Origin of the sequence: Desulfovibrio sp., from assembly GCF_035644575.1 — a bacterium.
GTDB lineage: Bacteria > Desulfobacterota > Desulfovibrionia > Desulfovibrionales > Desulfovibrionaceae > Desulfovibrio.
Genome location: NZ_DASQOG010000128.1, coordinates 22,333 through 34,636 on the forward strand (window position 1 = coordinate 22,333; position 12,304 = coordinate 34,636).

The 12,304-nt window shown below is 61.5% G+C and carries 12 protein-coding genes; 4 read left to right on the forward strand and 8 right to left on the reverse strand.

Going from position 1 to position 12,304, the window contains the following annotated elements; translation table 11 throughout:
• Positions 1-97 precede the first annotated feature (97 nt).
• Both VEZ52_RS07370 and VEZ52_RS07375 read left to right on the forward strand, forming a co-directional pair.
• A complete protein-coding gene (locus VEZ52_RS07370) occupies positions 98-604 on the forward strand; it encodes a metal-dependent hydrolase (RefSeq protein ID WP_324836253.1) in 507 nt (168 codons plus the stop codon).
• Between the two features lie 50 nt (positions 605-654).
• Positions 655-1,452 carry a hypothetical protein gene (locus VEZ52_RS07375; RefSeq protein ID WP_324836254.1) on the forward strand — a complete coding sequence of 266 codons (798 nt, stop codon included), beginning with the start codon at positions 655-657 and terminating at the stop codon, positions 1,450-1,452.
• Between the two features lie 156 nt (positions 1,453-1,608).
• Here the strand turns inward: VEZ52_RS07375 and murJ are convergent, their stop codons facing one another.
• The 3 genes from murJ to VEZ52_RS07390 form a co-directional block, all read right to left on the reverse strand.
• Positions 1,609-3,225, reverse strand: a complete 1,617-nt coding sequence (gene murJ, locus VEZ52_RS07380; RefSeq protein ID WP_324836255.1) for a murein biosynthesis integral membrane protein MurJ — start codon at positions 3,223-3,225, stop codon at positions 1,609-1,611.
• Complete coding sequence (gene rnr, locus VEZ52_RS07385; RefSeq protein ID WP_324836256.1) at positions 3,225-5,765, reverse strand: ribonuclease R; 2,541 nt, start codon at positions 5,763-5,765, stop codon at positions 3,225-3,227. The genes murJ and rnr overlap by 1 nt, the downstream gene beginning before the upstream one ends.
• Before the next feature lie 90 nt (positions 5,766-5,855).
• Entirely contained in the window at positions 5,856-6,560 is a 705-nt protein-coding gene (locus VEZ52_RS07390; RefSeq protein ID WP_324836257.1) for a Bax inhibitor-1/YccA family protein, read from the reverse strand.
• Between the two features lie 377 nt (positions 6,561-6,937).
• Here VEZ52_RS07390 and VEZ52_RS07395 point away from each other — a divergent pair, with 377 nt between their 5' ends.
• On the forward strand, positions 6,938-7,534 hold the full coding sequence (locus VEZ52_RS07395) for a peptidylprolyl isomerase (protein ID WP_414649508.1): 597 nt from the start codon (positions 6,938-6,940) through the stop codon (positions 7,532-7,534).
• Positions 7,535-7,608: 74 nt separating this feature from the next.
• Here the strand turns inward: VEZ52_RS07395 and VEZ52_RS07400 are convergent, their stop codons facing one another.
• Positions 7,609-8,004 carry a helix-turn-helix domain-containing protein gene (locus VEZ52_RS07400; RefSeq protein ID WP_324836258.1) on the reverse strand — a complete coding sequence of 132 codons (396 nt, stop codon included), beginning with the start codon at positions 8,002-8,004 and terminating at the stop codon, positions 7,609-7,611.
• A 134-nt stretch (positions 8,005-8,138) separates the two neighbouring features.
• Here VEZ52_RS07400 and VEZ52_RS07405 point away from each other — a divergent pair, with 134 nt between their 5' ends.
• Positions 8,139-8,738: a flavodoxin family protein gene (locus tag VEZ52_RS07405; protein ID WP_324836259.1), complete on the forward strand. Its 600-nt coding sequence runs from the start codon at positions 8,139-8,141 to the stop codon at positions 8,736-8,738.
• A gap of 75 nt (positions 8,739-8,813) precedes the next feature.
• On the opposite strand, the gene ruvC is transcribed toward VEZ52_RS07405, so the two are convergent.
• From ruvC to argS, 4 genes are all read right to left on the reverse strand, one after another.
• The gene (ruvC, locus tag VEZ52_RS07410) at positions 8,814-9,317 is read right to left on the reverse strand and encodes a crossover junction endodeoxyribonuclease RuvC (protein ID WP_022657884.1); all 504 of its coding nucleotides are present in this window, start codon (positions 9,315-9,317) and stop codon (positions 8,814-8,816) included.
• A gap of 6 nt (positions 9,318-9,323) precedes the next feature.
• Complete coding sequence (locus VEZ52_RS07415; RefSeq protein WP_324836260.1) at positions 9,324-10,127, reverse strand: ABC transporter permease; 804 nt, start codon at positions 10,125-10,127, stop codon at positions 9,324-9,326.
• A gap of 8 nt (positions 10,128-10,135) precedes the next feature.
• Positions 10,136-11,011 carry an SPOR domain-containing protein gene (locus tag VEZ52_RS07420; protein ID WP_324836261.1) on the reverse strand — a complete coding sequence of 292 codons (876 nt, stop codon included), beginning with the start codon at positions 11,009-11,011 and terminating at the stop codon, positions 10,136-10,138.
• A gap of 236 nt (positions 11,012-11,247) precedes the next feature.
• Positions 11,248-12,304 (reverse strand): arginine--tRNA ligase (gene argS, locus VEZ52_RS07425; protein ID WP_324836262.1); only part of this gene is annotated, 1,057 nt, incomplete at its 5' end.

Below are 12,304 nucleotides of genomic sequence, written 5' to 3' on the forward strand. Positions count from 1 at the left end.
CAAGCAGCAAACAGATCAGTAATATCCTTGCGGGGGAGGGCGCTCTTTTGTACAAGAGGCGCTTCCCCGCACTGTTATTTCATAAGCGGTTTACATCATGAAATGGATTACGCATCAGGCCACGGCTGTGGCGGCGGCGCTGGCGCTGCATCTTCCCTGGGAGGGCGTGGCGGCGGCTTGCGCGGGCGCGGTGCTGCCCGATGTGCTGGATCAGCGCATTGCGGGCCTAGCCCCCACCCGCAGAGGCCGCCAAAAAGTTTTCAACGCCATCCACCGGGGCACAACGCACTGGTTCGGCTGGTGGATGGCGGTTTGCGTGGCGGCTTTTGCCTTGTCGCCTGCCAGCCTTGGTTCGCTGGGGCGTGATGCCCTTCTTGGCCTGGGTTTTGGCGGGCTGAGCCATGTGCTGCTGGATATGCTGACCCCCTCAGGGGTGCCGCTGACGCCTTTTTCGCGCCAGAACAAGCTGTCGCTCAGGCTGTGCTCCACAGGCAGCCTTGGTGAATACTGTTTTCTGGCCTGCGTGGCAGGGGCAACGTGGCTGTTCTTTCACGAAGACCTGCTGCGCCTGACCCGCAAGCTGGGCCACGGAAGCTGGTTCTGATCCGGCGGGTACACCCGGCGCGGACTCTTTGCACTCACAGGGCGGCATAGATGCTGGTCAAAATTTTTCTCACGCCACTGCTTATCCTCATGTGCCTGCTGGTGGCCCGCCGCTGGGGCTCGTTTGTGGGCGGCGTCATTGCAGGCTTGCCGCTCATTTCCGGCCCGGTTTCCTTATTCCTCACGCTGGAGCAGGGCGCGGCTTTTTCTGCCGCAGCCTCATTCAACACTCTGCTTGGGGTGCTGGCCTGCACGGTAACAGCGCTCATATATCCCTGGCTTGCCGCCTGGGGCCTGCCATGGTTTGCGGCCCTGCCTGCGGCCCTGTGCGGTTTTTTTGCCGGGGGGTGGGTCGTGCTGCACCTGCCCTTCACGCACGTATGGGCCGTGGCGCTGTCCTCACTTTCTCCGGTGCTGGTACTTGTCTGTCTGCCAAGGGTCGCGGCGGTGTGCAGACCCGGTCATGCCATGACGGCCTATGCGCGCGTTCCCATACAGATGGCCTGCGGAGCCGGGCTGGTCTTTGCCGTGACGGAGGCCGCCCACTGGCTTGGCCCCGGCTGGAGCGGCGTACTCATGTTTTTTCCCGTCATGGTCTGCTCCATTGTGCCCTTTGCCCATGCCACGCTGGGGGCTGGGGCCGTGATAAGCATTTTTCGGGGCATCATGGCGGGCTGGTTTGGCTGTATTGCCTTTGCGGTGGTGGTGATGACAGGGGTTGAGCATCTTTCCCTGTGGCTGTGCTACGGGCTTGCATCAGGCGCGGCCCTGCTGGCGAGCGCGTTGGTTTCCCTGCTGGAGCAAAGGTTGCAGCAAAGGCATGCCGCTGGAAGAGAGGCAGAATCATAGCCCGGATGGCAGTCTGATAATGGAAGAAACTTTTACTGCGGCTGAGGATGCCGTACTCTGGCCCCGGTCAGTTGCGCGAGAATGCTTGCGCAGCCGGTAAATATTTAGGGGGAGATAGCCCCCCCGAACATCTCAAGGTTAGTTTTTTCAGCAGAATCAGGCTGTGCCGCGTCTGCGCCGCAGCCTTTGCAGTACTGGCTCCAGAGCCTCGGGCGCGGTCTGCCATGCAAGGGGCAGAAACAGGGCCATAAAGGCGCAACTGCCCAACATCAGCACTACGCAGGCCTTGAGGATGGGGGACAGCGTAAACGAGCGCATACAGACCTCAGAGACCCACCAGCCCGCAGCCGTAGCGGGCAGACTGCAAAAAATCACCCGCGCCGCAAGCCCGGTCAGGCCAGTAAAGGCCCCGCTGCCGTGGCGGCGAATCCATATGCCCACCAGCCAGAGCACGTAGAGGCTCACGCTCAGGCCCGAAAGGGCCGCGATGGCCCACGCCCCGTTGGGAACAGCCCACCAGTAGTACATGGGTATGCACAGCGCCGTCATGATGCTGCCAGTCACAGCCGGGGTGATGGTGTCGCCGTGGGCGTAGTAGGCCCGCACCAGCACCATGTAGATAATCCAGAAGGGCGTGGCGGCCAGCATGATGCGCGTGAGCGGCAGGGTAGCCAGCGTGTCTGCGAGGCTGAAGCGCCCGCCCTGAAAAATAACGCCAAGGATGGGCCAGCTTGTGGCCGCCATGCAGAACGCGCAGGGAATGATGAGGGCAACGCTGGCCCGCAGGGCCGTGCGCAGGGTGGAGTTGAAGCGTTCGGTGTCGCCCTGCGCCAGCAGCGCCACCAAAAAGGGATAGGACGCCACAGCGGCGGCCTGACCTACCAGCCCCACAGGAACCTGGGTGATGCGCCGCGCGTAGTTGAGCAGGCTCACCGTGCCATCGCCCGCCAGACTGCCAAAGACCCGCAAAAACTGCTCGTCCAGCATCATGATGGTCTGCCCCAGCATGAGGGGCAGGGCCGTGAGCAGAAATCTGCCCATGAGCGGGTGCCGCCATTCCATGTGCAGCCGCAGGCCCTGTTGGCCCGCTACCCGCAGGGGCAGTACAAAGGTGCCAAGGGCCGCGCCAAGGGTCACGCCCACGCAGTAGCCGGTCATGCCGTCCATGTGGGCCAGCAGGCCTGCTGGCAGAGCGGCCTGCGCAGTCTGCGTGGTTGCCAGCCAGGGCAGCAGCAGGCCCACGGCAATGATGGCCCCGTTGTAGATCAGCGGGGCCAGCGCCGGCACGCGGAACTGACGCCGCATGAACAGCAGGGCCGTGATGCATGCCCCGCACAGAAAGAATATCTGGGCGGGCAGAATGATGCGCATAAAAAAGGTCAGCCGCGCCCACTGCTCCGGCGTAAAGCCGGGGGCCACCGCCTGCGCCAGCCAGGGCGCAAGGGCCATGCCGCCAAGGGTCAGCAGGGTGGAGGCAGCCGCCATCCAGCAAAAAACGCAGGAAAAAAAGCGCCATGCATCCGCCTCATCCTCCTGAAACCTGCGGGTCAGCAGGGGGATGATGGTGATGGACATAAAGCCGCCCGCCAGCAGATAATTGATGATGTCCGGCACCACAAAGGCGGCGAAATACATATCGGATTCGCCGCCTGCGCCGAACTGCCACGAAATGATCTTGTCGCGCGCAAGACCCATGAGGCGCGAAAGAACCGTGCTGGCCGCCAGTATGAGCGCAGCTGCGCCCATACGCTGCTGTGCGGAAAGCAAGGCCATCAGCGGCCCCGCTTTTTGCTGCCGTTGCCCGCGCTACGCCCGCGCCCGCCCGGGCCGCCGTTGCCGCCCTTGCCTCCAGCCTTGCTGCCACGCTTTGGCCCACCCTCGTTACGGCGGGCCTTGCTCTTTGCTCCACCCTTGCCCCCGCCCCTGCCGGAGTCGTCGCCGGGCGAGGTGATCTTCCAGCCGGAGCGCGAACCGCCGGGGCGGCTTGTACTCCCCGGTTTTGCGCCGCCTTTGTGAGCGGGCTTGCGGGATGTTTTGCCTCTGCCGCGCCAGTTGCCCTGCGCCGCCTTGGGCAGTTCCAGCGGCATGAGCCGGATTTCAAGCCGTCCCAAATTCACTTCCGCCAGTGCGACCTCAAGGCTCTGGCCCATGCGCCACATGACGCCGGAGCGCTGGCCCACAAGGCTCATGGTGCGCGGGTCAAAGTCGTACCAGTCGCCGCCGAGGTCATCAATGCGGATCAGACCCTCCACAGGCATGTCGGCCAGTTCCACAAAAATGCCAAAGTCCGTGACACCTGCCACCATGCCCTTGAAGTGTTCGCCCACACGGGGCATCAGGGCAAGGCAGCCCAAGCGGCGATCCATCTCACGTTCGCAGGCCATGGCCGCGCGTTCGCGTCTGTTGATCTGGTCGCTGATACGCAGCAGCTTCTGCCCTGCGGCCAACGCGCCCACGCCGATGCCCATGGCGGTTTTGAGCGCGCGGTGGGTCAGCAGGTCTGCATAGCGGCGGATGGGCGAGGTAAAGTGGCAATAGGCCTGCGAAGCAAGGCCAAAATGCCCCTCGTTGAAAGGCTGATAGCGCGCCTGCGGCATGGCCCGCAGGCAGAGGCGGTTGACCAGAAATTCCTGATCCGTGCCCTGCACGCGGGCAAGAATGCCCTGCATGGCTGAGGCGTCCGGCCGGGGCGGCAGGTCTTCCATACCCACGCCAGCAAGAGTGTCAAAAAGGCTTTCCAGCCGTTCCGGGTCGGGCAGGGGATGCACACGGTAGAGAAAGGGCATGCCCACATCGCGCAGGTGCCGCGCCACGGCCTCGTTGGCCGCTATCATGAATTCTTCGATGAGCCGGTGGGCGTCGTGCCGCTGGCGGTGCCCGATCCAGACCACGCGCCCGGCTTCGTCCAGGCGGCTGTCTGCCTCGGGCAGGTCAAAATCAAGGCTGCCCCGCTGGCGGCGGGCATCGCGCAGGGCCGCATACAGGGCAAAGGCCCTTTGCAGCATGGTGATGACTTCTTCGCCGCGCGGGTTCTCGCGCAGGGCGGCAAGGGCCGCGGCATCGTTGTCGAGCATGCAGGCCTTGACCTGATCGTAGGTCAGCCGTGCCGCAGAACGCATGACAACCTGCGCAAAGCGCGGTGTGCCGGGCTTGCCCTGTGCGGAAAAAGGAATTTCCGCCAGCATGGCGAGGCGGTCTTCGTCCGGGCGCAGGCTGCACAGGCCGTTGGAAAGGGCCTCTGGCAGCATGGGTTCCACGGACTTGGGGAAATACCAGGAGTTGCCGCGCGAGAGAGCTTCCGCATCCAGCGCCCCAGTGCTGCCGTTGCCGCGCGGGCGCACATAGTGACTCACATCGGCAATGGCCACGCGCAACAGCCAGCCGCCGCCGGGGCGGTCTTCGACCTCCACGGCATCGTCAAAGTCGCGGGCGTCCGCGCCGTCAATGGTCACAAGGGTCAGGCCGCGCACATCTTCGCGGTCGTGCATGTCTTCAGACGTGGGGCCGCTGGGCAGGTGCTGGACTTCAGCCAGCACCCCGGCAGGAAAATCGCGCGGGACCTCGTGGTTGAGCTTGACCAGTTCTTCCTGAACAGCCACATCGTCCTCGCGGCCATAGTCGCCCACAATGCGGGCCGTCCACAGGTCGGAGGCCAGGCGCTGCACCGGGGCCAGCAGCACCAGGGTTCCCGGCTCGGGAGGGGTTTCTCCATCAGCCAGCTCCACGCTGAAATTGACGGAGAGGCGCGCGTCCGCCGGACGGCAAAAAAGTGTATGCCCTGTGCGGTGGGCGGCATGGGCGGGGATTTCCTTGAGGCCGCGTTCCACAACCTCAGTGATGCGCCCTTCGGGGGATGGGCCGCGCGATGCACCGGGGGAGAGCGCTACGCGCACAATATCCTGATGCCAGGCTTCGCCGGTCAGCGCAGCGGGGATATACACATCGCGCGCGCCGGTAAATTCCAGCTGGCTGTCGCGGTTGTTTTCGTCCTCGGCAACCGGGCGCATGGGCGTAACAAAGCCCCCGCCGTCGCGCAGCGAACTGAAGCGGCCAGTAATGTGCTTGAGGGCTTCGGGGCGCGCCCAGAGGCCGCCGCGCAACCGCAACAGGCGGCCCTGCTCGGCCAGCGTTGTCAGCGCGGCTTCAAGGTCGCCCTTGGCGCGGCGGGCAAGGCCCAGCACACGCAAAAGACCGTCCACGCGCATGGGGCGCGATTGGGCGGAAAAGGCCTCCAGCAATTCCTCTTTTGAGGGAAAACCGGGGGTATGGGCGGAAGCGCCGGGCGCTCCGCGTTGGAAATTTTTCTTTTTCATAGGGTTCCGTAGAGCGAAAGAAGGGGGCAAAAGGCCTGGCCTTTCGCCCCCGATCGCTCAAATTTCAGGCTGCGATGGCGCAGTACCGCATCACTCGCGGTTGCCGCCGAACAGGCGCAGCATCATGAGGAAAAGGTTGATGAAGTCGAGGTAGAGCGTCAGCGCGCCAAGGATGGCGCCACGGCGCACGGCTGTACCGTCTTCCATGGGGGCGTTTTCGCCGAACCGGCGCAGCTTCTGCGTGTCATAGGCGGTCAGGCCGGTGAAGATAAGCACGCCAAGGCAGCTGATGATGAAGTCCATCATGCTGCTCTTGAGGAAGATATTCACCAGCGAGGCAATGACAATACCGATGAGGCCCATGAACAAAAAGCTGCCCATGGACGTGAGGTCGCGCTTGGTGACAGTGCCGTAGACCGACATGGCAAGAAAGGTGCCGGTGGTTACCAGAAACGCGTTGGCAATGGACGCAATGGGGTACACCACAAAGATGGACGAAAGCGTTGCGCCCGTAACGGCGGAATACAGCAAAAACAGACCCGTGGCCGTGCCGCCGGACATTTTGTGAACCGCCGCCGAAAGGGCGATGACAAGACCGAACTGGGCCACCAGCATGAGAACAAGCACAATGGTGTTGCCAAAAATGGCCGCCTGCACGGCAGGCGAAGTGGCAACGGCGTAGGCCACGACAGTGGTTACTGCCAGACCGGCCGTCATCCACTGATAGACCTGACGCATGTAAAGGGAAGCAACGCTGGTAGCGGCGCTTTGAGCAACACTGCGGCTGTATGACATTATATCCTCCGAAAAGCAGTTGAAGGCGCTCAGCCCGTTCGGCGGCTACGGCTCCGTGCCGCAGTGCCGTCGGGCGGGCTTGAAGATTGTCTTCTGGCAGTAACTATAATAACGGCAGCGGCAATTAGCAAGGGCCGGAAGGGGAAAGTTCGGCGCTGGGCGGCTGCGCCATATGGTGCTGGCAAGGGGCGGTTGCCGCATGCCCGGTGTGGTCAGGGCCGATGTAGTTTGCCCTGATGTCGTCTGACGGCGCATTCCGGCCTTATGTATTCCGGTCTGATGTTGCCTGGTCAGCCGCCCTTGCTGCGTGTACGGCAGCATGCTACCTTGCGGCCTGCCGGGGCAGACCCGGCACATCATATTGCGAGGAGTAATCCATGAAATCAATTCGTGTTTTTTTTCGTGCAGTTACGCTGACTCTTTGCCTCGGTGGCATGCTTGCTCTGGCAGGGCAGGCGCAGGCTGCTGATCCTGATCCGGCTGTGAAACTTGAAACCAGCCTTGGCGACATTGTGGTGCGCCTTGACGCCCGCAAAGCGCCCATCAGCACGGCCAACTTTGTGCAGTACGTCAAATCCGGTTTTTATGACGGCACGGTGTTTCACCGCGTTATCAAGAACTTTATGATCCAGGGCGGCGGCTTTACCCCCGACCTGAAGCAGAAATCTGCCCGCGCCTCCATCCGCAACGAAGCGGACAACGGCCTCAAGAACAAAAAGTACACCATCGCCATGGCCCGCACCAGCGAGCCGCATTCGGCATCTGCGCAGTTCTTTATCAACACCAAGGATAACGACTTCCTCGACTTCAAGAGCCAGACGCCGCAGGGCTGGGGCTATGCCGTGTTTGGCAAGGTCATCAAGGGCCAGGAAGTGGTGGACAAAATCGCCGCCGTGCAGACCGGCAAAAAGGGCTACTACGACGACGTGCCCATGGAAAGCGTGATCATCAAGAAAGCCGTGATCGTGGAATAAACCGCAAAAGAATGATCATACGGCGGCGCTGTCGCCCGTGTGCAGACGGAGGGTTTGTTGAGCCCTCCGTTTTTTTACACTTCAGTGCCAGCGCTCTTGGCATCGCCGTGGTCAGGTTCAGCCGGGCCGCGGCTTTTTTCATACATGTAGCCCCAGGTCTTCAGCGACTCCATGATGGGCACAAGCGACACGCCAAGCGGCGTGAGCGAATAATCCACACGCGGCGGCACAGTACCGTAGACCTTGCGGTGCACAAGGCCGTCTTCTTCCAGTTCGCGCAACTGGCGCACCAGCATGCGCTCGCTGATTTCCGGCAGGGATCGCCGCAACTGGCTGAAACGGATAACCTCCTGCAATGAAAGAAAATAGATAACCAGAAGTTTCCACTTGCCGCCAATGAGCTGCAAGGTCAGCTCAAAGTGGCAGCGGTAATTGCCCTGCACGGGCGGGCAATTGTCGGGAGTATCCATGCAGTTTCCTGTTTTAAGCTATACTATTTGTCAGTACCTGTTATTTACGTCATTATATGAATTTTTTGTCAGTACTTCAACTTTTGCAGATTAGGCATAGTATGGGGTCAAATCTGGCATTCAGGAGAAACATCATGAAAGTACTCGCCATAAACGGAAGTCCCAGAAAAAACGGCAATACGGCCCTTTTGCTGCATGAGGCGCTTACGCCTCTGCGCGAGGCGGGTTGGGGAGTGGAAACTGTGCAATTGGGCGGCAAGAAGATTCAGGGCTGCCGGGGCTGCGGCAAATGCGCGGAACTGAAAAACGGACGCTGTGTTTTTGACAACGATATTCTCAACGAACTGCTGCAAAAAATGCTGGCAGCGGACGCCATGATCCTGGGCACTCCCTGCTATTTCACGGATATGTCTGCGGAACTGAAAGCGCTGATTGATAGGGCCGGATTTGTGGCCTATGTGAACGGCGGACTTTTTCAGGGCAAGATTGGCGCGGCAGTTGTGGCTGCGGGGCGTGCCGGAGCAACCCACGCCTATGACAGCATTAACCACATGTTTTTGATGTCCAAGATGCTGGTCCCAGGTTCGACCTACTGGAACGTGGGCTTCGGCCATGCGGAGGGGGAAGCGGCAAAGGACGCCTTTGCTTTGGAAAACATGCGGCATCTGGGCCGGGCCATTGACTGGCTGGGCAAGGCCGTGGTTCCGCATATGGCAGAATACCCCGCCGCGTAAGTGGCAGGCCCCGGCGTGGGGCAACAGAAAATCAGGCGGGTAGGGAAAGATGTTGAGATACTGCTTTGGCAGATGCTATTTGCCCGCCAGGGCGGCAAAACGGCGCACGGTCAGGTGGCATACTGCCACAGCCAGCGCGTCGGAAGTATCCAGCGCCCAGTTGGCGTTTTTGACGTTGAGCAGGCGCTGCACCATAAAGGCTACCTGCTCCTTCTCTGCCCGGCCCGTGCCCACAAGGGATTTTTTGACAAGGGTCGGCTCATAATCGCTGATGGTGAGGCCGTGCGCCGCGCAGGCGGCCACGGCCACGCCCCGCGCCTGCCCAAGCTTGAGGGCCGAAGCCGCGTTCTTGGCGGTAAAAACCTGCTCAATGGCGGCTTCTTCCGGCTTGAGGCGGGCCAGAACGCCTGAAAGCTCATGGTAAATGCGGGCGAGACGGTCAGAAAATTCCTTTCCCGCCGAGGCCGTGCGCACAACGCCGCAGTCCACCAGCTGCAACACTCCCGAAACTTCGCGCACCACGCCCCAGCCCGTGCGCTGGGAGCCGGGGTCGATGCCGATGACTGTTACAGACTGCATGGTCTGTTACAGCAAAAAAGAGGTAACAATGTAGTCAGCCGCGAGAATCAGCACGCAGGAAATAACCACGGCAGAGGTGGTGGCGTTGCCCACGGCCTCCGGGCCAACGCTGTCGCGTCTCTTGTTGGTGTAATAGCCCTGGCGGCAGCAGATGGTGGTCACAAGCAGGCCAAAGAGCACAGACTTGATAAAGCCGCCGTTCACGTCCGTTGCCGTCACCGAGCTGGTGATGCGGTAAAAATACGCGCCCTCGTTGATGCCCAGCATGAGCACGCCCGTAAGGTAGCCGCCGATGATGCCGATAACGTCGAACACCGCCGTCAGCAGAGGGAAGGCAATGAGCGAGGCCAGCAGGCGCGGGCTGACCAGATAGCCCATGGAATTGATGTCCATGACATCCAGAGCGTCGATCTGGTCGGTGATGCGCATGACGCCGATTTCCGCCGTCATGGAAGACCCGGCGCGGCCTGTGAGCATGATGGCCGTAAGCACCGGCCCAAGCTCGCGGATGAGCGTCAGCGACACGGCAGAGCCAAGCATGCCCACCGAGCCGAACTTCACCAGGGTGTAGTAGCCCTGAAGCCCCAGCACCATGCCGCAGAACACGCCGATCAGCATGATAAGAAAGAGCGACTTGGAGCCGATGACAAAGAGCTGCTGCATGGTACGCGGAAAAATCTTGGCGCTGGCAAATATCTGGGCCAGCCCTTCAAGCATGAACAGGGCTGTGTTGCCTAGAGCGTCTATGCCGTTCAGGCAGGGGCGGCCTATCTTGCGCAGAAAATCGCCGAAAGTTTCAGTTGCGGTCATGTTTTGCCTCACCGCCCTGATTTTTGCGGTTTGCTTGAAACAGGTTTTTGCGAAATCTGAATGGGGACGCCCAGCCTCATGTGGCGCAGGTCTTCACGCAGGTTGAAGGCATCGTCTTCCGTGCCGCGAATACTGACCATAACCAGCACAAGCTTGCCGTTTTTCTGGGTGCGTGTGCGCAGGCCCTTGCCTTCCAGGCGTGTGCGCAGCTTGTCCGCGTCTTCGTCAGATTTGAATGCAGCCACCTGATATACATAATCAAACTGCGGGCCTGTCTTGGCAGGGGCTGGCTTTGCGGCCTGTGCGCCCGTTTGCGCGCTGGCCTGCCCGTTGGCTTGTCCGCCAGCTTGAGCGCCCTGGCCCTGCGCACTCTGGTTGGCGCCGGGCTTGATGCCCCAGGCCGCCAGACTGTTGCCCGAAGGCTGCGCAAAGGGATAGGCTCCCTGCGGGGATTGCTGGCCCTGTTTGCCCTGCGGAGCCTGGGCTGCGGCCTTCTGCCCCTTTTGATCCTGCCCCGGCTTGCCGGGTTGGGGCGCGGCTGCGGGCGCAGCCTGATTTTCCTCAGCGCCAGGGGTCGGATTCTGGGCATCGGCGGTTTCGGCCTGTGCCGCCGGAGCTGCCGCGTCAGGCGCGGGGGTCTCCGGAGCTGGTTTGGCCTTGGGCGCGTCCTTGGAGATCATGCTGGTCATCTGCTCCACGCGCGTTTCAGGGTTTTGTCCGCGCCCGACCATGAATCCCATAAAAAATGACCAGCCCACAGCAACCGTAAGGATTACGCCCAGCAGGGCAAGCATTGGCCCCGAAAGGCGGATAACAAAGCGGCGCTTCTCGCCCGAAGGCTGGGAAACGACGGATTTGCGGGGTTTACGTAAGGGGGCGGCCATTCATTATCCTCCGTCGTGCGCTAAGCTGCGGGGGCCTGGTTTGACCGTTAAGGCGCGTCTTGTCCGGAGCAGGCGGAGCACACGCAAGGCCTCGTCCAAAACGCGCCTTAACGGCAACAGGCACAGAGCAGATTTTTCGCACGCCGAATATTCGACGTTTATGCAAACAGCGGGGATGCTTCTGCGGGAGTGAACCCGCAGGAGTGATCCCACTCAAAATCCAGTTTATACAAATGTTACATGCTTTCCGGTGCGCTCACGCCAAGCACGTCCAGTCCGTTGCGCAGCACCTGACCGATGGAACGCAGGAGGGCAAGGCGGGCCAGGGTGCGGGGCGCGTCATCGGCCAGCAGCACCTGATGCTTGGCGTAGTAGCTGTGCAGCTGCCCGGCCAGTTCCGTAAGGTAGGTGCTCACGTGGTGGACGCCCAGCGATTTGGCGGCGGAGGCCAACATGTCTTCAAACGTGGCGGCCTTGCGCAGCAGGGCCATGTCTTCGGCCGTATCCAGCCCGTGCAGCAGGTCCGCATCGGCCTTGGCGGGCAGCACGAAGCCGCGTTCTTCAGCCCGGCGCAGCACGGCGCAGATGCGCGCGTGGGCGTATTGCACGTAGTACACCGGGTTGTCGAGGCTGCGCTGCTTGGCAAGCTCAAGGTCAAAGTCCAGCGGGCTGTCGCTCTTGCGCGAAAGAAACATGAAGCGCGCCGCGTCAACGCCCACTTCCTTGATGACATCAGCCAGGGTTTCAAAGGTGCCCGCACGGGTGGACATGCTCACGGGCTGCCCCTCGCGCAGCAGGTTCACCAGCTGGATGAGCACCACGTCAAAGCTGTCCTGCGTTTTGCCCATGGCCGTTATGGCCGCGCGCATGCGGGGGATGTAGCCGTGGTGATCCGCGCCCCAGATATCAATGAGCCAGTCGTAGCCGCGCTGGAACTTGTCGTGATGGTAGGCGATGTCGGAGGCAAAGTAGGTCAGGCTGCCGTCCGACTTGCGCAGCACGCGGTTTTTGTCGTCGCCCAGATTCTCTGTGGCAAACCAGTAGGCATTGTCTTTCTCATACGTATACCCGGCGGAATCAAGCGCGTCAAAAGCCGCAGCAACGGCTCCGCCTTCCACAAGGGTTTTTTCAGAGAACCAGCGCTGGTGCTCTACGCGGAATTCGTTGAGGTCGTCCTTGATGCCGTTCAGGATGTCGTTCATGGCCTTGTCGTAGCACACGTCCTGGCCTTCGGCGTCGGGCAGTTCCACGAGGGCGGGGTTGGCATCCAGCATTTCGCGGGCGATGTCGATG